Consider the following 19,797-nt stretch of genomic DNA (forward strand, 5'->3'; position numbering starts at 1 on the left):
GCCTTCCCCGGAGCGCCATTCAAACAACGGATTTGACGACTGACCATGACTCGGACCATGACCAGGATCACCGGCCTGCGCACCGTGGATGTGCGCTTTCCCACCTCCGACCATCTGGATGGATCGGATGCCATGAACCCGGACCCGGACTATTCGGCGGCCTATGTGATCCTCGAAACCGATGGCGAGCACGAAGGCCACGGCCTGACCTTCACCATCGGGCGGGGCAACGACATCTGCTGCGCCGCCATCGAGGCGATGCGCCATCTGGTCGTCGGGCTCGACATGAACTGGGTGGCCGAGGACATGGGCCGCTTCTGGCGGCATGTCACCTCCGACAGCCAATTGCGCTGGATCGGACCCGACAAGGGCGCGATCCATCTGGCAACAGGCGCGGTGGTGAACGCCGTCTGGGATCTGTGGGCAAAAATCGAGGGCAAGCCGGTGTGGCGGCTGGTGGCCGAGATGAGCCCCGAAGAACTCGTGCGCTGCATCGACTTCCGCTACATCACCGATTGCATCACACCGGACGAGGCACTCGCCTTCCTGCGTGAAAGAGCGAAGGGCAAGGAAGAGCGCATCGCCACGCTCGAACGCGAGGGTTACCCCTGCTACACCACATCCGCAGGCTGGCTCGGCTATGACGATGAAAAGCTCCGCCGGCTGTGCCGCGAGGCGGTGGATGCCGGGTTCAAGCACATCAAGATGAAGGTTGGTCGCGATCTCGACGACGACATTCGCCGGCTCACCATCGCCCGCGAAGTGGTCGGCCCGGATGTCAATCTCATGATCGACGCCAATCAGGTTTGGGAAGTCGATGAGGCCATCGAGTGGGTGGGGAAACTTGCTTTCGCCAAACCCTGGTTCATCGAAGAGCCAACCAGTCCGGACGACATTGAAGGACATCGCAAGATCCGCGAAGGCGTTGCACCGGTCGAGGTCGCCACCGGCGAGATGTGCCAGAACCGCATCATCTTCAAACAGCTCATCATGCGCGGCGCCATCGATGTGGTGCAGATCGATTCCTGCCGGCTGGGCGGTGTGAACGAGATTCTCGCGGTGATGCTAATGGCGGCGAAGCACGGGCTGAAGGTCTGCCCGCATGCGGGCGGTGTCGGCCTTTGCGAATATGTGCAGCATCTCTCCATGATCGACTATCTATGCATCGCCGGCACACGCGAGGGCCGCGTCATCGAATATGTCGACCATCTGCATGAGCATTTTGTCGAACCCTGCGTGATCCGCAACGCGGCCTATATGCCGCCGCAGGCACCGGGCTTCTCCATCGAGATGAAACCGGCATCACTGGAGAAATACCGTCACCACCCGGCGCGGGATCAGGTGCCGGCATGAGAGCTTCGGACCCGGTTGCGCTGCGCGGCGGCACCGTGCCGCCGGTCACGCTGACGCGCATGGGCTTTGGCGGCGCGCCACTCGGCAATCTCTATCGCCGGGTTGAGGAAGCGGACGCGCAGGCAACGCTGCAGGCCGCTTTCGACGGCGGCATGCGCTATTTCGACACCGCGCCGCAATATGGTCTCGGGCTTTCCGAACAGCGCTTCGGACAGGCGATCCGGCGCTTCGGGCGCGATGCGATCACGCTCTCGACCAAGGTCGGGCGGCTTCTGGAAGACTGCGGGCCCGACGAAGTCACACCAACCGCCTTTGTCGACACACCCCGGAAAAAAATCGTCTACGACTACACCTATGATGGCGTGATGCGCAGCCATGAGGCGAGCCTCGCGCGGCTCGGTGCGGAGCGTGTCGACATCCTTCTCGTGCACGATGTGGACGTTTTCACCCACGGCACTCAGGAGGCAAGCGACGCGAAGGTGCGCGAGCTTTTCGACGGTGGAGGCTATCGCGCGCTTTGCGAGCTGAAAGAGGCAGGGCAGGTGCAGGCCATCGGTGCCGGCGTCAATGAATGGCAGGTGTGCGAACGCCTGCTCGGGCTGGGCGATTTCGACGCTTTTCTCTTGGCCGGGCGCTACACGCTTCTGGAACAGGAAGCGCTCGACAGTTTCCTGCCGCTCTGCGTGAAGCGCGATGTCGGCATCATCCTGGGCGGGCCCTACAACTCCGGTATTCTGGCGACCGGGGCTATCGAGGGCGCGCGCTATAATTACGAGCCCGCGCCGGCAGACATCCTTGAAAGGGTGCGGCGGATCGAGGCCGTGTGCGCGGCGCATGGCGTGCGGTTGATCGAAGCGGCTCTGCAATTCGTGATGGGACACCCGGCGGTGCGCACGGTTATCCCCGGTGCGATGACACCGGAAGAAGTGCAGGCGAACATCGCGCTCTTTTCGCGTAACGTGCCTGCCGGACTGTGGTCTGACCTCAAGGGCCAGAACCTGATCCGGCCCGACGCACCGACCCCGGAGGAAAACTGATGCTGCGTGGTATCGACCCCATTCTTTCACCCGATCTCCTGCGCATCCTGCGCGCCATGGGCCATGGCGACGAGATCGTCATTGCCGATGCGAACTTTCCCGGCGAGGCGAGCGCGCGCGATTTCGTGCGGCTCGACGGCATTTCCGCGCCGCGCGTGCTGGAAGCGGTTCTGAGCGTGATGCCGCTCGATTCCTTTGTCGACGATCCCGCGATCAGCATGCAGATGGTGGACGACCCGGATGGTGTGCCGCCGGTGGTGGCCGAGTTTCAGACCGTGATCGATCGGGTGGCGGACAACCCGGCGCAGATACGCCCGCTGGAGCGCTTTGCCTTCTATGACCGCGCGCGCGATGCCTTTGCCGTCATCCAGACCGGCGAGCGGCGCTTTTACGGCAATGTGATCCTGAAGAAGGGCGTTCTTCCGCAAGAGGGCGCCTGACCATGCGCCGGATCGATGCCCACCAGCATTTCTGGAAACTTTCTCGTGGCGATTATGGCTGGCTGACGCCGGAGCTTTCCACGATCTACCGGGATTTCCTGCCCGACGATCTGATACCGCTCATGGAGGCCGAAGGCATTGTAGGCACGGTGCTGGTGCAGGCGGCGCCCAGCGACGCGGAAACGGATTTCATGCTCTCGCTGGCCAACGAGAACGCCTTCATCAGGGGCGTTGTCGGCTGGGTGGATTTCGAAAGCCCAGACGCACCGAGGCGCATCGCGGAGCTGGCCACCCACAACAGGCTCAAGGGCCTGCGCCCCATGATTCAGGACATCCCGGACCCGGACTGGATGCTGCACCCGCAACGCGACGCGGCGTTTCGGGCGCTGATCGGCCACGGGCTCGTTTTCGATGCGCTCGTGCTGCCACGCCACCTGAAAAATCTCGCCGTGCTGGTGGACCGCTATCCCGAAATGACCGTGGTGATCGACCATTGCGCCAAACCGGACATCGCATCGGGCACATTCGAGGCGTGGGCCCAAGACATGGCTGCTCTTGCCACGCGCGAACAGGTGTCGTGCAAGCTTTCCGGTCTGGTGACCGAGGCAGGTGAAAGCTGGAACCGTGAGAAACTCCAGCCCTTTGCCGATCATGTGCTCGCGGCCTTCGGCCCGGAGCGTGTGATCTGGGGTAGCGACTGGCCGGTCTGTACGCTCGCCGCAAGCTATTCCGACTGGTGCGAAGCGACTGCCGCGCTGCTCCAGCGGTTTGATGCGGCAGACCGCGAGGCAATCCTCGGTGGCAATGCGGGGCGAATTTACGGGCTGAGCTGATCTCGTTCAGGGCTGCCGCCGGTATCACGGCCCTGAGCCTTCCCAAGCCAGTCGCCACGCCACGCTCGCCCTGAGCCGGGCATCCATGCCGTTGCGGTCAATTTTCCTCCTGCTGCGCTTTCGTCCCAGCTCGCCCACTTGCGCACCTAGAATGTTATGATATTACATACCGAACGTCAGCCAGAGGAGCCATGCATGCCCAATCCGGACAACCGCCTGCCCGTCACCGTTCTTTCCGGCTTTCTGGGGGCGGGCAAGACGACACTCCTGAACAATGTGCTCAACAACAGGGCAGGCCGCAGGGTGGCGGTGATCGTCAACGACATGTCGGAAGTGAACATCGACGCCGATCTGGTGCGCGAGGGCGGCGCGAACCTTTCGCAGACCGACGAGAAGCTGGTCGAGATGACCAATGGCTGCATCTGCTGCACGCTGCGCGACGATCTCCTGAAGGAGGTGCGGCGCCTGGCAGCGGAAGGGCGGTTCGACTACCTGCTGATCGAATCCACCGGTGTTTCGGAACCGCTACCGGTGGCCGCCACCTTTGAGTTTCGCGACGAGCAGGGCATGAGCCTTTCCGATGTCGCGCGGCGCGACACGATGGTCACGGTGGTCGACACGCTGAACCTGCTCGAAGACTATGCCAGCCATGATTTTCTGCGCGACCGGGGCGAGGTCGCGGGCGAGGGGGACGAGCGCACGCTTGTAGATCTTCTGGTCGATCAGATCGAGTTTGCCGACGTCGTGATCCTGAACAAGGTGAGCGATGCCGGCCCGGAGCGCCTCGATGCAGCGCGCAAGATCGTCACCGCACTCAACCCGGATGCGCAGATCATCGAAACCGATCATTCGCGTGTTGCGCCAGAGCGCATCTTCGACACGGGGCTTTTCGATTTCGAGGCCGCGCACCAACACCCGCTCTGGGCCAAGGAGCTTTACGGCTTCGCCGATCATGTGCCGGAGACGGAGGAATATGGCGTTTCCTCCTTCGTTTACCGTGCGCGGCGGCCCTTCCATCCGCAGAAAGTGCATGCGGTGCTGAATGCGCCGTTGCCGGGGGGCATCCGCGCCAAGGGGCATTTCTGGATCGCGACGCGGCCCGACTGGGTGGCGGAGTTCAGCCTGGCGGGCGCGCTATCCAGCGTGAAGCCGCTTGGCACCTGGTGGGCGGCTGTGCCGCGTGAGCGTTGGCCGAACCACAAGGAAGCGAAAGCCTTCATGGACCGCTACTGGAGCGAACCCTATGGGGACCGGCGGCAGGAGCTGGTCTTCATCGGCACCGGCATGGACCCCGAACGCATCACGGCTGCACTCGATGCCGCTCTTGTGGGCAGCGAGACGCGGTTTGACCCCGCAGAGTTCCGCGCGCTGGCGGATCCTTTCCCGCGCTGGCAGCGGGCGCGGGCGGCCTGAGGGGCGGGTGCCGGCCGCGCGTGTCCTCTCCCTCGCCCTTCGACAAGCTCAGGATGAGGGAGAGAGGCAACTTTGCGCCAGCTTCGAGGTGCAAGGGCGTGGCCTGAGGCGCAGTGTGCTTGCCTTCTCCCCCGCCCTTCGACAAGCTCAGGGTGAGGGAAAAGGCAGGGAGAACCTGACACAAGCCTCAACGCAGAAGGCATCCCACACAGCCCTCATCCTGAGCTTCCTGAGCCTGTCGAAGGGCGAAGGGCGAGGGCGGGATGAAGTCCGCCGAACCTACCGCCTCACCCGCAGGAGATAGGTATCCATGATCCAGCCCTTGTCTTCCCGCGCTCTGGCCCGCGTCTCCACAATCTGCTCCATCACCTCCCCCAGCAGCCCACTAACCAGAAGCTCATCCGCCGTGCCGAGATAGGCCCCCCAGTAAATCTCGTAGGCATCTGCGTCGAGCGTCTGAAAGGCGCAGTCGCCGTCGAGCATGACGAGAAGCGTGTCGGCATTGGGTGGAAAGCCCTCCGCCTTCAGCCGCCTTCCGGTGGTGATCAGCACCGAACCGCCGATCGTGTTGACCGGCATATGGTGGCTGGCCGCCAGCGCCTGAATGCTGGTGATGCCCGGCACCACCTCCAGCGCGACGGCAAGCGCCGTCTCGCGGCGCATATGCTCGATGATGCGCAGCGTGCTGTCATAAAGCGAAGGGTCACCCCAGACGAGAAAGGCAGCACAGCCCGTCTCGCCCGTATGCGCCGCAAGCAGATCGCCATAGGCGCGGGCGATGGCCATGTGCCAGTCGTCCACGCCCTGGCGATAGCTCGGATTGGCGGCGTCACGCACCGGCAGGTCGAACTCCACGATCCGCGTATGCCGGTTTTCCAGAAACCGCTCACAGATGACGCGGCGCAGATCGGCCAGATCCTCTTTCGCCTCGCCCTTGCGGGGGATCAGGATCACGTCTGCCCGGTTCAGCGCATTGATGCCCTGAACCGTCATGTGTTCGGGATTGCCCGTGCCGATGCCGATGAGCGAGAGCGTGCGCATAATCAGCCGTCCGAAACGCCGGCTTCGGCAAAGGTCGCCATGCCGCTATGGCAGGCAAGTGCTGCGCGCAGAATGTTGATGGCAAGGCATGCGCCGGACCCTTCGCCAAGCCGCATGTCGAGATCGAGCAGCGGCTGGAGACCGAGCCTTGAAAGCAGCTTGCGATGGCCGGGTTCGGCGGAAACATGACCGGCAATGGCGTGTGCCAGACCGTCATCGCCAAGGCGCGCGAGCGGCGCGACCGCCGCGCCGCACACGAACCCGTCGAGCAGCAGCGGAATGCGCTTTTGCCGCGCGGCGAGGGCGGCGCCGAACATGGCGGCAAGCTCCCGCCCGCCGACACAGCGCAGCGCCTCCAGCGGATCGGAAAGTGCCTCGCCGTGGCACGCAAGGGCGGCATCCACGGCCTCGGCCTTGCGCGAAAGGCCGGCATCGTCGACGCCCGTGCCGCGCCCGACCCAGTCCGCACCCCCGCCACCGAAAAGAGCAGCGGCCAGCGCGGCGGCGGCGGTGGTGTTGCCAATGCCCATTTCTCCGAGTGAGATGAGATCGGCCCCTTCCGGCACCGCATCGAAACCGGTCTGGACGGCGGTCAGGAAGTCGGCTTCCTCCATGGCCGGCGCTTGCGTGAAATCCGCCGTGGGGCGCTCGATCTGCAGCGGCGTGACGGTGAGGATGGCGCCAGACTGCTTTGCCAACTGATTGATCGCCGCGCCGCCGGCAGAGAAATTCGCCACCATCTGCGCCGTCACCTCGGCCGGAAAGGCCGAAACGCCCCGCGCGGTCACCCCGTGGGAGCCGGCAAAGATCAACACATGGACCCGGTCGAGCGCAGGCTTTTCGCGCGCCTGCCAGCGGGCCAGCAGGATGGCTGCCTCTTCAAGCCGGCCAAGACTGCCGGGCGGCTTGGTAAGCACGGCCTGGCGGGCGGTTGCGGCCTGGGCGGCGTCCTCGTCGCCATTGGGGCGGTTGTTGCAGGCGGTGCGCAGATCGTCGATCGAGAGAAAGCGGGTCATGGAAATCCTTCAGATGAAATGCGTGACGGCGGCGATGAGCACGATGGTTTCGGCCAGTTGCTGCAGTGCGCCGAGCACATCGCCCGTCTGCCCGCCAATCTGCTTTTCGGCGAGCCACTTGATGAAGAAGAGCGCGAGAGCGAGAAGCGGCGCAGCCACCAACGCAAAGCCGGGATCGAAAAGGAAAAGCAGCGCAGCGCCAATCGCGAGCGCAACGAAAACGGTGCCTGGTCCCGGACGCCCTGCGCCTGCCGAAAGCCCGTTTTCGCGCGCCGGTGGCGAAAGGCGCATCAGCGCCGGCATGAGTGCGCGCGAGGCCGCATGCGCCAATAGAAGGACGGGAATGGCCACGAAGCCGAGCGCCACGAGCGCCGACCAGCGCAAGAGAAACGAGAGGATCAGCGCGGCGACGCCATAGGAGCCGATGCGGCTGTCCTTCATGATGGTGAGCTTTTTCTCCGGCGTTGAACCGCCGCCGAAACCGTCGGCCACGTCGGCCAGCCCGTCCTCATGCAGCCCGCCGGTTACAAGCGTGCCCGCCGCGAGCGCCAGAGCGGCGACGATGGTGGTCGGCAGGCCGAGCATCGCCGCTCCGATCACCACTGCACTGCAAATCGCGCCAACCAGAAGACCGGCGAGCGGTGCAGCCCATTGGGCGGCGGCAAAATCGTGCGCCGGCATCTGGAACGCCGGCAGAGGCAGCCGCGTGTAAAAGCCCAGACAGGCGCCCACATCGCGAAGGGCTGTCATGAGCATGGAGCGGGGTTCGGCCATGGCGTCAGCTCCGCGCTATGGCGTGAAAATAGGTGCCCGACACATGCCCGCGCCGCGCACCGGAGGGGCCGAGCGCGTGGCCCTGCCCATCCGCGAGCATGGCGAGCGGCGCATCGCTGCCGGGCTCCACCAGCCGCGAATAGTGGAATTCGTGGCCACGGATCGTCTCGCCCTTGCTGCCGATGGCGCAGTCGCTCATGAGCGTCGCCTGCCGATAACCGAGATTCATCTTGCGCTTCGCATAGCTCGTTACATGGCCGAGCAGACCCAGCATGGCGTGGGTCGTGCCGCCCGCATCTTCCAGCGCCTTGCCCAGAACCATGAACCCGCCGCACTCGCCGTGAACGGGGCTTGTCTCCGAGAAAGCCTTCATCGAAGCTTGAAAGGTCTTTGCAGCGGCGATCCGGCCCGCATGAAGTTCGGGATAGCCGCCGGGAAGCCAGCAGGCGTCAGCGCTCTCCGCCGGGCCTTCATCGGCGAGCGGCGAGAAGGGCAGAAGCACCGCCCCCGCCTCGCGCCAGTGGCGGGCGAGATGCGGATAGACGAAGCTGAAAGCGGCATCCTGCGCGATGGCGATGCGTTGGCCTGGCGGTGGCAGAAGCCGCGCCGCATCGCCCGTCTGCATGGAAAGCGGCACGGCGGCCTTCATCACCGCATCGAGATCGATGGACTGTTCCATCACATCGGCAAGCCGCTCGATGAAAGCTTCGAGCGCGGCATGTTCGCTCGCCTGCACAAGGCCCAGATGCCGCTCCGGCAACGCCATGTCCGGGTTGCGGTAGACCGCGCCCAGAACCTTGATGCCGATGGCCTCGATGGCGTCGCGCGCCATCGCTTCATGGCGCGGGCTCGCCACCTGATTGAGCACCACGCCGGCAATCCGCACCTTCGGGTCGTAGCCGGCAAAGCCTTTTGCCAGCGCGGCAGCCGTTTGCGACTGGCCGGATACGTCGAGAATGACCACGCAGGGCACATCATAAAGCCGCGCGATGTCGGCTGCCGCACCGGAGCGACCCGGCTCCGAAACGATGCCGTCGAACAGGCCCATGGCGCTCTCGATGAGCAGCATATCGGCATCTTCGCTTTGCCGGCTTCCAAGATGCGCGAGCAGATCCGGGTGCATGGCCCAGCTGTCCAGATTGACACCCGGATGCCCCGTCGCCGCCTGATGAAAACCGGGATCGATATAGTCGGGGCCGGATTTCGCGCCCCGCACGGCGAGGCCGCGCCTCTTGAGCGCCCGCATCAGGCCGATGGTCACGCTGGTCTTGCCCGCGCCCGAACGAGCCGCACCAATGATGATCGCCCGCGCCGTCATGAGAGCGCCTCGCGCAACGCGACGATACCGCCGATCACGATAACCGATGGGGAGCCGAAGCCCTGTTCCTTGGCCTGCGAAACAAGGGACGAGAGCGTGGTGGTGAGGATGCGCTCGTCACGCTTGGTCGCATTCATGATGAGGGCGGCCGGCGTGTCGACCGCCATACCGCCGGAGGAGAGCGCGTCCACGATCAGGGCAAGCTTGTGCATCCCCATATAGATGACGATGGGTTGCCCCGTTTTCGCCAGCGCCGCCCAGTCGAGATCGTCGGACGTGCCGGCGGCGTGGCCAGTCGCGAAAATCACCGCCTTGTTCACCCCGCGCATGGTGGCGGGAATGCCCGCATCGGCAAGCGCGCCCACCGCCGAGGTGACGCCCGGCAGAAAGCGAAAGGGAATGCCGGCGAGCGACAGCACCAGCGCTTCCTCGCCGCCACGGCCAAACATGTTCGGGTCGCCGCCCTTCAGGCGCAGAACCCTGTGCCCCGCCTCGGCCTCGGCCACCATCAGCCGGTTGATTTCATCCTGCGCCGTGGAGGGTTGGCCAGCGCGCTTGCCGACAAAGATATGTCGAGCCTGGGGCGCGGCTTTCAGGACGTCTGGATCCACCAGCGCGTCATAAATCACCACATCCGCCGCATCGAGCGCGGCCAGAACACCGAGTGTCAGGCAGCCAAAGCCGCCGGGGCCAGCACCCGCAAGCCACACATGGCCCGGCTCAAAGGGCGTTGGTTCAAAAGGCAGGCGGTTGAGCGCTTCAGCCAAGCTCATAATCCCTCCCGCCCGCGAAACCGGCGCTGATAATCGGCGCTGTAGAGCGCGCTTTCGCGAAAATCCTCGGCACCCAGCCCCGGCCCGACAAGGATGAGCGCCGTGCGCTCGATGGGGTCTTTCGCCATCTCTGCCTCGATGGTGGAAAGCGTGCCGCGCAGAATGCGCTCGTCCGCCCAGCTTGCGCGGGCGACAATGGCGACCGGGCAGTCGGGGCCGTAATGCGGGGTCAGCTCGGCCACCACACGGCCCAGCGCGTGAATGGCGAGGTGAATGGCGAGTGTCGTGCCGGTGGCGGCGAAATTGGCCAGCGTTTCGCCTGCCGGCATTTTCGACGCGCGGCCGGAAATGCGGGTCAGAACGAGGCTCTGCGCCACTTCCGGAATGGTGAGCTCGCGTCCCAGCGCCGCCGCAGCCGCCGAGAAGGAAGGCACGCCCGGCGTCAGCGTGTAATCGATGCCGAGTGCTGCAAGACGGCGGATCTGTTCGGCAACCGCGCTCCAGACGGAAAGATCGCCCGAATGCAGCCGGGCAATGTCCTCGCCCGCTTCATGGGCGCGGACATATTCCGCCTCGATCTCCTCAAGCGACATGGGCGCGGTGTTGACGATGTGGGCTCCCGGCGGGCAGTGGGCGAGCAACTCCTCCGGCACCAGCGAACCGGCATAAAGGCAGACCGGGCAGCGCGCGATCAGATCGCGGCCACGAACGGTGATGAGGTCGGCAGCGCCCGGTCCGGCGCCAATGAAATGAACGGTCATGATTGTCTTCCGGTGGTCGCGATGGCGCAGGTCACGCCGTCAAGTGTGAGCCTCGGCCCGAGAAGCCGGGCGGCTGGGCCGCAGACGGCCAGCGCCGCCGCCTCTGAGGCCGATGGCAGGCCGGTGGCGGAAAGCGCCTGTTCCGAGCGGGTCAGGCAGTGCGTCGCCACCGCCTGCAGTGCAGCGTCATCGGCAATGACAAGCGGCAGGCCGAGCGCCTTTGCAGCATCCGTCAGGCCGGGCTCTTCCCGTTTCAGTGGCACGGTCGCCAGCGCGTCGAGCCTGTCCCGTGTGATGTCGTGCATTGCCAGGGCGGCGGCGAGCGCAGCAAGAACGGCCTCGGGCGAAACACCTTTTCTGGCTCCAAACCCGGCGCAGATCATGGCTTCCTCCAGCGCCATTGAAGCACCGGCATGGCCGGGCGCAGCGCCGTCATGCCGCCAACGGGGGCCGCGCGTGCAATGGCGATCTCGATCAGCTCTCCGCCGTGCCGCCCATGGCAGTCGATCAGAAGCGCCTGCGTTTCGAGCGTCACCCCGTTTGCGACAAGGCGGCCCCCGGTTCCAAGAGCAGCAATCGCCGCCTCCATCAGCCCCGGCACGGTCGCCCCGCCACCGACGAAAACCACATCCGGTGCGGCAAGGCCCGCGAGCGCTGCGGGAGCCTTTCCCTCAACCACGGTGAGCCGCGGCATGCCCATGCGCTCCGCATTTCGGGCAATGCGCGCCGCGCGCTCGCCGTCTGCCTCGATGGCGATGGCGCTGAGCGATGCGTGCTGCCGCAGCCACTCGATGGAAATGGAGCCTGAACCCGCTCCGATGTCCCAGAGCCGTTCACCGCGTTTCGGGGCAAGCGCCGACAGGGTGACGGCCCGCACCTCCGCTTTGGTGATCTGCCCGTCATGCTCGAAAAGCCCGACTTCAAGCCCGGTTCCAAGCGGCAGGATGCGCGCATCCTCATCCGCCGCCACCTCGATGGCGACCACGTTCAGATCATCGAAGTTTTCTGCGGAAAGCGCGGCAGCCATGAAGCTGACCTGCCGTTCACGCGGCCCACCCAGCGCTTCCAGCACGTGAAAGCGCGAGGGGCCAAAACCCTCTGCGGTAATCAGCTCTGCAATCGCAGCCGGAGCCGCGCCATCGGATGTGAGCGCGAGAACGCGCGCGCCGGGATGAAGCAGCGGGCGGATCAGTGCCAGGGGCCTGCCATGCAGCGAAACCGTCTCGACCGCTTGCAGCGGCCAGCCAAGCCGGGCAGCAGCAAGCGCGAAGGAAGAAGGCGCGGAAAAGACGCGCATCTCGTTCGCCGGGATGCGCCGCGTCAGCGTCGCACCAACACCGAAGTGAAACGGATCGCCTGAAGCGAGCACGCAGACCTTCTTGCCCCTCAGCGCTTCGATTTCATCGACCGCCTTGGCGAAAGGCGAGGGCCACTGCCGAGTCTCGCCGGAAATCTCATCTGCCGCAAGTTCAAGATGCCGCGCACCACCGAACACGATCTCCGCATCGGCAATCGCGCGGCGGGCTTCCGCGCCAAGCCCGGCCAGCCCATCCTCGCCGATGCCCACAATGGTGAGCCAGCGCCTTGAGGTTTCCGCCTGACTGCAAAATGCTCTAGAAGACGTCATGGCAAAGCAGACCCTTCTCATTCTTGGTGGAACAGGCGAAGCGCGGCGGCTGGCAGCGCGGCTTTGCGCGTGGGGCGCGCTGCGTGTCGTCACATCGCTTGCCGGGCGCACAAGCACACCGAAAGCCTTGCAGGGCGAGGTGCGTGTGGGCGGTTTCGGCGGCGCCGAGGGGCTTGCGCGTTATCTCGAGGGCGAAGGCATCGACCTGATGGTGGACGCCACGCACCCCTTCGCCGCGCGCATGGCGCGCAATGCGACGGAAGCCGCCCGACTGACCGGCGTGCCGCTCATCACGCTCATGCGCGCCGCCTGGCAGCCGGTCGCCGGCGACAAGTGGCAGACCGCGTCCGGCATGGCCGAGGCGGCAACCCTGCTCGGCCCTGAGCCCCGGCGCGTGTTCCTCGCCATCGGCCGGCAGGAGGTGCAGGCGTTCCGCGCGGCGGCGCAGCACAATTATCTGGTGCGCAGCGTGGAGCCGGTGGAGCCCACCCACCTGCCGCCGAACGCTCACTGCATTCTGGCGCGCGGGCCTTTTTCCGAAGACGATGAAATCGCGCTGCTCGCCGATCACCGCATCGACATCGTGGTGGCCAAGAACAGCGGCGGTGCCGCGACCTATGGCAAGATCGCGGCCGCCCGCAGGCTCGGCCTGCCGGTGATCATGATAGACCGGCCAAAGCCGACTGGCGCAGCCGTCGTGGCCGGTGTCGACGAAGCCATGGCTGCAATCGAGGCTCATCTGGCGGCTCCGCTGGCCGAGCGCGGCGCATAGACCAACGGCGATTTGCCCGGGCGCTCGATCATCCGTGTTTCGGGCGAACCGATGATGACACAGGTGGCCATGTCGGCCATCTCACCACGCGCCTCGTTGAGCGGAACAATCGCCATGCGTTCGTCGGGCCGTCCGGCGGCGCGTCCGAACACGACCGGCGTGGAGGCCGGCAGAATGCCGCTTAACAACTCGAAGGCGCGGCCAAGCTGCCAGGGGCGGGCGCGGCTAATCGGATTGTAGAGCGCGATCACGAAGCCCGCACCGGCAGCAGCCGCAAGCCGGGTTTCGATCAGTTCCCAGGGTTTCAGATTGTCCGAAAGCGATATGGCGCAGAAATCATGGCCGAGCGGCGCGCCCACGCGGGCCGCCACCGCCAGCATGGCCGTCAGCCCCGGCACGATCTCCAGATCGAGTGTGCGCCAGTCCTCAGGCCCATGCTCGATGGCCTCGCACACCGCCGCCGCCATGGCGAAGACGCCCGCATCCCCACCCGAAACCACCGCCACATGCCTGCCTTGGGCCGCCATGGTGAGCGCCGCCTTCGCGCGGGCAAGCTCTTCCCGGTTGTCGGAGGCATGGCGAGTCTGGCCATCGTTCAGTTCAAGCCGGTCGAGATAGGGACCGTAGCCGAAGAAATCGCTCGCCGCCGCAATCGCCGCGCGCGCCTCCGGCGTTGTCTGTGCCGGTTTTCCGGGGCCGGTGCCGATTATGACGAGACGCCCGCTCATGCCACCGCCTCGCCGGGCTTTGCCTGCCAGCCCGGTCCGAGCACCAGTGAGAAATAGGGGGCCTCATCGTCCGCCTTGTCGGCGAGCGGGGTCATGCTTGTGTTGTCCATGGTGCCGCGTTCCACATAGACGGTGCCACCAAGCCTGTCGGCGCGGGCCAGCGCCCTGCGGATTTTCGGCAGATTGCGCCCCACCTTCATGATGACGAAGGCCTCCGTATCGCTCACGCGGCGCACAAGCTCATCTTCATCGAGCGTTCCGGGCAAAACCGTCATGATGTCGTCGCCCTGAACGATGGCGATGCCTACCTGCGACCAGCAGCCGGACATGGCCGTGATGCCGGGGATCACCTCCGTCGGATAGTGCGCGGCAAGCCGCACATGCAGATGCATGTAGGAGCCATAGAACAGCGGGTCGCCCTCGCTCAGGACGGCAACCGTGCGCCCCGCATTCAGATGCGCTTCCACCGCCCGCGCCGAAGCCTCGTAAAAGCCGGTGATGGCCGCGATATAGCGCGGATCGGTCTTGTCGAACTCGGTGGTAACTGGATATTCGAGCGGCAGTTCCTCGATGCCTTCCGGCAACAGCCCCTCGACCGTGCGGCGGGCATTGCCCCGACGGCCACGCTTGGCGAAGTAGGCCACCACATCCGCCCGCTCCAGCGCCTTCAGCGCCTTGACGGTGATGAGTTCGGGATCGCCGGGTCCGGTGCCGACGCCAATCAGGGTTCCGTTCACAGGCCTGCCCTCGCAAGTGCGTTGATGGCCGCTGCTGTCATGGCGCTGCCGCCCATGCGGCCGCGCACGATGGCGAAGGGAATTCCAAGCCCGCTCTCGGCAAGGGCCTCCTTCGATTCCATCGCACCGACAAAACCGACCGGCATGCCAATGATGGCGGCGGGTTTCGGCGCACCGGCGCGCAGCATGTCGAGCAGGTAGAAGAGTGCGGTCGGCGCATTGCCGATGGCGATCACCGCTCCCTCCATGTGCTCGCGCCACAGTTCCAGCGCGGCGGCGGAACGCGTGTTGCCAAGCTTTTGTGCAAGCTCCGGCGTGCGCGCATCGCGCAAGGTGCAGATCACCTCATTGTCGGCGGGCAGCCGCGTGCGCGTCACACCGCGCGCCACCATCTCCGCATCACACAGGATCGGCGCACCTTCTTTCAGCGCCGCGCGGCCCGCCGCCACGAACCCCTCGGAAAAGACGAAATGTCTTGCGGCCTCGACAAGCCCGCAGGCATGGATCATGCGGATGGCGACATCGGCCTCTTCCGCGCTGAAACGCGCGAGATCGGCCTCGGCGCGGATGATCGCGAACGACTTTTCATAGATGGCATTGCCGTCGCGTATGTACTCGGTTTCTTGCATTCAGCCTGACTTTCGAAGAAGGGCAGCGCGCAGCGTCTCGCCGCGCTCTGTGAGAAAGGTGCGAAGGCGTTCGGAAGGTTTTGCGCCAACGCAGGAAAGGGTGCAGCAGCTCTCGGCCGCGATCAGGTTCACAACAGGCCCGGCGGGCTGGGCGCATCCTTTCTCGCAGGCCGAAAGGTGAAGGCGAAACGGACCATCGGGCAGACCCGCCGCAGCCGCCTCGGCGGCAAGCGCCTTGGCATCGAACCGCGCCGAGGCACAGGCTGGCGCCCCGGCGCAGGCGGCTATGGATAGGCGGGGATCATGCGCGTCCGTGACGAAGCCAAGAGCCTCAGCCCCCCGCGACAACGCTTCCTGCCGGGGCTCATCGAGCCCGATCAGCAGCAGGCCGCTGCGCGGCGCAAGACGTATTTCCCTGGCATCCGAGGCGGCCTCGCAAAGCGCGACCAGCGCTTCCGCTGCGACCTGGCCGAAGGGCAGCGCGATCCCGAGCGCGCTTTCACCATCTTTCAGCGCAAACCGGCCAACCGGCGCACTGTCAGCCCGTGCGGGATGTTGCACGGCTGGCTCAAGCCCGGCCCGGAGCGCCTCTCTCTGCGCCTGTGTGAAATCGCGCGCGCGTCCGCCGGTCTGCGCCAGCAGATCAAGAACCGCAAGCGCTGCAGCGCCCACCGCCTGCTCATCGCCATGGCCTAACCAGCCCGCCGTCGCGCCATTGCCGCCGACACCGATCTGCCAGAGACCGTCTCCCAGCGCCACAAGCTTGATGTCGGCTCCGATGGCGTCGAGATGCAGCGTCCCGCCACCATCGACCGTCACCGAGACCTTGGGGGCAAGGCGCGGGGCAAGGCAATGCGCTGCCGCATACTCATCGATCCGCCGGGCAAGCGCCATCGGGTCACCCAACGCATCCTGCGCCAGACCATCAAGCGCTCCCGTCTCCACCGCGAAGCCATCCACGGCCCCAAGATCGAGCGCGTTGATTTCCGCCCCGAGCAAAGGCGTGCTCTCAGCCGTCAATCCACGTATCTGCAATTTGCCGCGCGCGGTCACTTCCAGAATGCCGTTGCCGTGGCGACCCGCCGCTTTTGCGATGCCCGCCAGCTTCTCAGGCGTCAGCGCGCCATGGGCCGGCGCGATCCGGGCGAGAAGACCATCGCCGGTTTTCATGGGGGCGGAGAGTGTGGGGCATGCGCCGCGCCGCATCGTCATGCCGTCGCCTCCGCAAGAAGTGCGGCCAGATCGGCATCGACGGAATTGCGGCGCGGGTGCCACAGGCCGCGTTTGCGGGCGGCGTGAAACCGTTCCGCCATCGCATGCGCCGCGGCGGGGTTTTCCGCCAGAAGAAAATCACGCACACGCTCATCACCGAGATAGGCATCGAACACGGCATCGATCAGGTTGCCTGAAACCGCATCCGTGGTCTCCGCAAAGCCGATCAGCCGGTCCACCGTTTCCGTCAGTTCCGCAGCACCACGCGGGCCGTGGCGCAACTGGCCTTCGATGAAGCGTGGATTGACGGCACGCGCGCGCACGGTGCGGGCAATGGCCTGCGCCAGAGAGCGGGCGCGCGGGCGCTCCGGATCGGTCGTGTCGAGCACCACCAGATCGGCCTTGCCGCCCAGCGCTTCCACCGCCGCCGCGAACCCGCCGATAAAGGCCACATCCGCCGAACCTTCGAGAATGTCGCGCCCGGCATCGTCGCCGGTGTGTAGAAGCATGTCGGCACCCGCTACCTGCCGTGCAAACGCGCCGTCTTCGAGCCGGCCTTCGCCCTCCGCACCGCCGAAGGCAAACGCGCCCGCGTCCAGATAGGCTTCGCCCAGCTCGGTGCGCTCCTGCCAGTCTCCGCGCGCCAGCTTTTCTTCCGGCCCCGCGCCATAGGTGCCGGGAGCCGAGCCGAAAATGCGCGCCGGAGCCTTGCCGGCCACGCGGGCGGCGGCGGCTAACGGGTTTTCGCTGTCGTCCTCGTCGCGCGCGGCCACGGCGGCAACCGCCGTATCGAGAAGCGCGATCTGGGTGGGGAACATGTCGCGGAACAGGCCGGAAATGCGCCACGTCACGTCGATGCGCGGGCGGCCAAGGCTGGCCGGCGGCAAAACTTCGATGCCCGTCACACGGCCCGTCGCCTGATCCCATTGCGGGCGGCAGCCCATGAGAGCAAGCCCCTGTGCGATCTCCTCGCCGCCGGTGCGCAGGCTGGCGCTGCCCCAGAGGTCGATCACCAGCGAGCGCGGCCAGTCGCCATGCTCCTGCAAATAGCCGCGCAAAGCTTCATCCGCCGCCATTTTGCCAAGCGCGGTAGCGGTTGGCGTGGGAAGCGTGCGCGGGTCGGCAGTGAAGATGTTGCGGCCCGTTGGCAGAACATCGGTGCGCCCCCGCGCCGGTGCGCCGGAGGGGCCGGGCGCGATGTGCCGGCCATCGAGTGCGGCCAGAAGCGCACGCTTCTCGCTCTCCGCGCAGTCGCGGCGTTCCGGCGCTTCATCAATGCCGCTACCCCGGCCATAAATGTGCAGCCCGTCCTTGATGGCAAAATCTTTCAGATCGCAGAGCCAGGCGTCGATCTGCATCAGCGCCGCATCCGTGTCGCCCGTGTCCTCAACGCCGGCATCGCGGGTGAGGCCCGTGCGCTCGGCGGTTTCCACGATCAGTTGCGCCAGCCGGTCGCGGCGGCGGCGGTCCAGCCCGTCGGCCTGCGCATATTCATCCACCAGCCGTTCCAGTTCCTGCTGGTCCCGCGAAAGCCCTGCGCCCGCCAGTGGTGGCGTTAGATGCCCAAGCGTCACCGCGCCAATGCGGCGCTTGGCCTGTGCGGCTTCGCCCGGATTGCTGACGATGAAGGGATAGACCACCGGCAGCGCGCCCGCCACGATCTCCGGAAAACAGGTTTCCGTCAGCGCCACGGTCTTGCCCGGCAGCCATTCCAGCGTGCCATGCGCGCCCACATGGATCAGCGCATGGGCATCGAGCCCTTCACGCATCCAGTGGCCGAAAGCGACGAGCGCATGGCGCGGCGCGAGCGTCGGGTCGTGATAGTCGACGCGCCGGTCGGCCGAGCGTCCCCGGTCCGGCGCAAGCGCCACGGTGACATTGCCGAACCGCGCCGCGCGGAACGGAAAAACACCATCCTCCGCATCGTCTTCCGCCGGCCCCCAGGTGGCGATCAGCTTCTCGCGCGCCTCTTCGGGCAGCGCATCGAAGGCCCGCCGGTATTCATCCAGCGAAAGCGCTTCCGAAACCTGTTCAAGCCGCTGCATCAGCGCCCTTGGCGTCTCGGGAACCCCATCAACCGCATACCCTGCCGCACGAAGATCGTGCAGCATGGCGAGCACGCTCGACGGCACGTCCAGACCCACCGCATAGCCGGTGCGCCCCGGCGCGCTCGGATAATCCGGGATCAGGATGACGATGCGGCGCTCGGGTTTTGGCGTTCGGGCAAGCTTCAGGTGAGCCGCAATCCTCGCCGCCACCTGCCTTATGCGCGCGGGTTCGGGCCGGTTGCGCTGAACGCCGAAGGAAAGCCCTTCATCCAGCACCGCCTCGTCCTTGAAGGAAATCGCACCCGCCATCAGCCGGCCATCGAGCTCCGGCAGCACCACATGCATGGCGAGGTCGGCGGGTGCCAGACCGCGCTGGCCTTCCTGCCACGCCTCGCGGCGCGTGGTGGCGGTGACCACCTGAAAAACCGGCACGCCAAACCGGTCGAACAGTGTTTTTTCGCCGGGCTCCGCGCCGCTGGAAAACGCCGTCGCGGTGATGAGCGCCTCAGGTTTCAACGTCTCCACGGCGTCGCGCACGAAACCGGCGGCAACCGGGTCGCGCAGGCTGGAGACAAACACTGGTACGGCGCAAAGACCCTGTTCCTCAAGCGCCTCCACCAGCGCGTCGATGGGCGCGACATCGCTGGCAAGCAGCATGGAGCGATAAAAGAGGATCGGAACGATTGCCCTGCCGGGCTGCGCGGCAAAAAAACCGGCCTCCACAATGCCATGGCCCGGCGCATAGAAGCCTGCCTTGGCAACCGGTTCGGCTTCCGGCGCTTCGCCGTCCCGTCCCGCAAGGCGCGCCATCTGCATGGTCAGCGCGCGCATGTTGTCCGGTCCGCCCTCGCGGAAACAGGCAAGCAGCGCCGCGCGCGCTTCCGGCGAAACGGTGGAGCGCTCGGCAAGGCGCGGGTCGTCCAGATGGCATTCGCCGGGAAGCAGCGCCAGCGCGATGCCCTTTTGCCCGGCCAGCGCGGAAAGCCGGTCGCAGCCATAGCGCCACCACTCATAGCCCCCAAGCACCCGCACCAGAATGGTGCGGGCGTGCGCTGCCGTGTTGTCGATCCACAGATCGACCGACATGGGGTGTCTCAGATCGCGCAGCGCGGCAAGGCGCAGCGAGGGCAGGGCCTCGCGCCCGGTCTGCCACGCAGAGGCAATCCCCGCCAGATCGCTGTCGGTGAACGACAGCGCCACCATGTCCGCCGGCGACTGTTGCAGATCGACAGGTTCGATCAGATCGTCCAGAGAGGCGGTGGTGGTGGCGAGGATGTGCATCGGA

General features: G+C 65.9%; 19 protein-coding genes. 6 read left to right on the forward strand and 13 right to left on the reverse strand.

The annotated features are described in order from the left end of the window. The first annotated feature begins 57 nt into the window (after positions 1 to 57). From H7H48_RS19385 to H7H48_RS19405, 5 genes are all read left to right on the forward strand, one after another. A complete protein-coding gene (locus H7H48_RS19385; RefSeq protein ID WP_229450789.1) occupies positions 58 to 1,353 on the forward strand; it encodes an L-fuconate dehydratase in 1,296 nt (431 codons plus the stop codon). Then, positions 1,350 to 2,390: an aldo/keto reductase gene (locus H7H48_RS19390; protein ID WP_229450790.1), complete on the forward strand. Its 1,041-nt coding sequence runs from the start codon at positions 1,350 to 1,352 to the stop codon at positions 2,388 to 2,390. Before H7H48_RS19385 ends, H7H48_RS19390 begins: the two co-directional genes overlap by 4 nt. Then, a complete protein-coding gene (locus H7H48_RS19395; protein ID WP_229450791.1) occupies positions 2,390 to 2,830 on the forward strand; it encodes an RbsD/FucU family protein in 441 nt (146 codons plus the stop codon). Before H7H48_RS19390 ends, H7H48_RS19395 begins: the two co-directional genes overlap by 1 nt. Before the next feature lie 2 nt (positions 2,831 to 2,832). Next, positions 2,833 to 3,663, forward strand: a complete 831-nt coding sequence (locus tag H7H48_RS19400; RefSeq protein ID WP_229450792.1) for an amidohydrolase — start codon at positions 2,833 to 2,835, stop codon at positions 3,661 to 3,663. Between the two features lie 195 nt (positions 3,664 to 3,858). After that, positions 3,859 to 5,076 (forward strand): GTP-binding protein, encoded by a 1,218-nt coding sequence (locus H7H48_RS19405; RefSeq protein WP_229450793.1) that lies wholly within the window; start codon positions 3,859 to 3,861, stop codon positions 5,074 to 5,076. A 279-nt stretch (positions 5,077 to 5,355) separates the two neighbouring features. Here the strand turns inward: H7H48_RS19405 and cobF are convergent, their stop codons facing one another. Genes cobF through cbiE form a run of 8 tightly spaced genes read right to left on the reverse strand, consistent with a single transcriptional unit; the run spans position 5,356 to position 12,386 of the window. Continuing rightward, positions 5,356 to 6,117: a precorrin-6A synthase (deacetylating) gene (cobF, locus tag H7H48_RS19410; RefSeq protein ID WP_229450794.1), complete on the reverse strand. Its 762-nt coding sequence runs from the start codon at positions 6,115 to 6,117 to the stop codon at positions 5,356 to 5,358. Positions 6,118 to 6,119: 2 nt separating this feature from the next. Beyond that, a complete protein-coding gene (cobT, locus tag H7H48_RS19415) occupies positions 6,120 to 7,133 on the reverse strand; it encodes a nicotinate-nucleotide--dimethylbenzimidazole phosphoribosyltransferase (RefSeq protein WP_229450795.1) in 1,014 nt (337 codons plus the stop codon). A gap of 9 nt (positions 7,134 to 7,142) precedes the next feature. Next, positions 7,143 to 7,907 carry an adenosylcobinamide-GDP ribazoletransferase gene (gene cobS, locus H7H48_RS19420; RefSeq protein ID WP_229450796.1) on the reverse strand — a complete coding sequence of 255 codons (765 nt, stop codon included), beginning with the start codon at positions 7,905 to 7,907 and terminating at the stop codon, positions 7,143 to 7,145. 4 nt (positions 7,908 to 7,911) lie between these two features. Further along, positions 7,912 to 9,225, reverse strand: a complete 1,314-nt coding sequence (locus tag H7H48_RS19425) for a cobyrinate a,c-diamide synthase (RefSeq protein ID WP_229450797.1) — start codon at positions 9,223 to 9,225, stop codon at positions 7,912 to 7,914. Continuing rightward, positions 9,222 to 9,998, reverse strand: a complete 777-nt coding sequence (gene cobA / locus H7H48_RS19430; RefSeq protein ID WP_229450798.1) for a uroporphyrinogen-III C-methyltransferase — start codon at positions 9,996 to 9,998, stop codon at positions 9,222 to 9,224. Before cobA ends, H7H48_RS19425 begins: the two co-directional genes overlap by 4 nt. Next, on the reverse strand, positions 9,995 to 10,759 hold the full coding sequence (gene cobM / locus H7H48_RS19435; protein ID WP_229450799.1) for a precorrin-4 C(11)-methyltransferase: 765 nt from the start codon (positions 10,757 to 10,759) through the stop codon (positions 9,995 to 9,997). The genes cobA and cobM overlap by 4 nt, the downstream gene beginning before the upstream one ends. Further along, positions 10,756 to 11,160, reverse strand: coding sequence for a cobalamin biosynthesis protein (locus H7H48_RS19440; RefSeq protein WP_229450800.1), 405 nt, complete (start codon positions 11,158 to 11,160; stop codon positions 10,756 to 10,758). Before H7H48_RS19440 ends, cobM begins: the two co-directional genes overlap by 4 nt. Then, on the reverse strand, positions 11,139 to 12,386 hold the full coding sequence (gene cbiE / locus H7H48_RS19445; RefSeq protein ID WP_229450801.1) for a precorrin-6y C5,15-methyltransferase (decarboxylating) subunit CbiE: 1,248 nt from the start codon (positions 12,384 to 12,386) through the stop codon (positions 11,139 to 11,141). The genes H7H48_RS19440 and cbiE overlap by 22 nt, the downstream gene beginning before the upstream one ends. On the opposite strand from cbiE, the gene H7H48_RS19450 reads away from it, so the two are divergent. Further along, entirely contained in the window at positions 12,385 to 13,158 is a 774-nt protein-coding gene (locus H7H48_RS19450; RefSeq protein WP_229450802.1) for a cobalt-precorrin-6A reductase, read from the forward strand. The two genes, cbiE and H7H48_RS19450, sit on opposite strands and share 2 nt — an antisense overlap. On the opposite strand, the gene H7H48_RS19455 is transcribed toward H7H48_RS19450, so the two are convergent. The 5 genes from H7H48_RS19455 to cobN are packed head-to-tail and all read right to left on the reverse strand — an operon-like array spanning position 13,122 to position 19,793. Further along, positions 13,122 to 13,886 (reverse strand): precorrin-3B C(17)-methyltransferase, encoded by a 765-nt coding sequence (locus H7H48_RS19455; protein ID WP_229450803.1) that lies wholly within the window; start codon positions 13,884 to 13,886, stop codon positions 13,122 to 13,124. The two genes, H7H48_RS19450 and H7H48_RS19455, sit on opposite strands and share 37 nt — an antisense overlap. Further along, complete coding sequence (locus H7H48_RS19460; RefSeq protein WP_229450804.1) at positions 13,883 to 14,623, reverse strand: precorrin-2 C(20)-methyltransferase; 741 nt, start codon at positions 14,621 to 14,623, stop codon at positions 13,883 to 13,885. Before H7H48_RS19460 ends, H7H48_RS19455 begins: the two co-directional genes overlap by 4 nt. After that, a complete protein-coding gene (locus H7H48_RS19465) occupies positions 14,620 to 15,252 on the reverse strand; it encodes a precorrin-8X methylmutase (protein WP_229450805.1) in 633 nt (210 codons plus the stop codon). Before H7H48_RS19465 ends, H7H48_RS19460 begins: the two co-directional genes overlap by 4 nt. Then, positions 15,253 to 16,464, reverse strand: coding sequence for a precorrin-3B synthase (gene cobG / locus H7H48_RS19470; protein ID WP_229450806.1), 1,212 nt, complete (start codon positions 16,462 to 16,464; stop codon positions 15,253 to 15,255). Next, positions 16,461 to 19,793, reverse strand: a complete 3,333-nt coding sequence (gene cobN / locus H7H48_RS19475; RefSeq protein WP_229450807.1) for a cobaltochelatase subunit CobN — start codon at positions 19,791 to 19,793, stop codon at positions 16,461 to 16,463. The genes cobG and cobN overlap by 4 nt, the downstream gene beginning before the upstream one ends. Positions 19,794 to 19,797 lie beyond the last annotated feature (4 nt).

It is taken from the genome of Nitratireductor sp. B36, assembly GCF_020833685.1.
Taxonomy (GTDB): Bacteria; Pseudomonadota; Alphaproteobacteria; order Rhizobiales; family Rhizobiaceae; genus Nitratireductor.

Bases quoted from the DNA above. Each gene is read 5' to 3' on its own strand.
- H7H48_RS19385 (WP_229450789.1), top strand. From the start codon at position 58: ATGACCAGGATCACCGGCCTGCGCACCGTGGATGTGCGCTTTCCCACC.
- H7H48_RS19390 (WP_229450790.1), top strand. From the start codon at position 1,350: ATGAGAGCTTCGGACCCGGTTGCGCTGCGCGGCGGCACCGTGCCGCCG.
- H7H48_RS19395 (WP_229450791.1), top strand. From the start codon at position 2,390: ATGCTGCGTGGTATCGACCCCATTCTTTCACCCGATCTCCTGCGCATC.
- H7H48_RS19400 (WP_229450792.1), top strand. From the start codon at position 2,833: ATGCGCCGGATCGATGCCCACCAGCATTTCTGGAAACTTTCTCGTGGC.
- H7H48_RS19405 (WP_229450793.1), top strand. From the start codon at position 3,859: ATGCCCAATCCGGACAACCGCCTGCCCGTCACCGTTCTTTCCGGCTTT.
- cobF (WP_229450794.1), bottom strand. From the start codon at position 6,117: ATGCGCACGCTCTCGCTCATCGGCATCGGCACGGGCAATCCCGAACAC.
- cobT (WP_229450795.1), bottom strand. From the start codon at position 7,133: ATGACCCGCTTTCTCTCGATCGACGATCTGCGCACCGCCTGCAACAAC.
- cobS (WP_229450796.1), bottom strand. From the start codon at position 7,907: ATGGCCGAACCCCGCTCCATGCTCATGACAGCCCTTCGCGATGTGGGC.
- H7H48_RS19425 (WP_229450797.1), bottom strand. From the start codon at position 9,225: ATGACGGCGCGGGCGATCATCATTGGTGCGGCTCGTTCGGGCGCGGGC.
- cobA (WP_229450798.1), bottom strand. From the start codon at position 9,998: ATGAGCTTGGCTGAAGCGCTCAACCGCCTGCCTTTTGAACCAACGCCC.
- cobM (WP_229450799.1), bottom strand. From the start codon at position 10,759: ATGACCGTTCATTTCATTGGCGCCGGACCGGGCGCTGCCGACCTCATC.
- H7H48_RS19440 (WP_229450800.1), bottom strand. From the start codon at position 11,160: ATGGCGCTGGAGGAAGCCATGATCTGCGCCGGGTTTGGAGCCAGAAAA.
- H7H48_RS19450 (WP_229450802.1), top strand. From the start codon at position 12,385: ATGGCAAAGCAGACCCTTCTCATTCTTGGTGGAACAGGCGAAGCGCGG.
- cbiE (WP_229450801.1), bottom strand. From the start codon at position 12,386: ATGACGTCTTCTAGAGCATTTTGCAGTCAGGCGGAAACCTCAAGGCGC.
- H7H48_RS19455 (WP_229450803.1), bottom strand. From the start codon at position 13,886: ATGAGCGGGCGTCTCGTCATAATCGGCACCGGCCCCGGAAAACCGGCA.
- H7H48_RS19465 (WP_229450805.1), bottom strand. From the start codon at position 15,252: ATGCAAGAAACCGAGTACATACGCGACGGCAATGCCATCTATGAAAAG.
- cobG (WP_229450806.1), bottom strand. From the start codon at position 16,464: ATGACGATGCGGCGCGGCGCATGCCCCACACTCTCCGCCCCCATGAAA.
- cobN (WP_229450807.1), bottom strand. From the start codon at position 19,793: ATGCACATCCTCGCCACCACCACCGCCTCTCTGGACGATCTGATCGAA.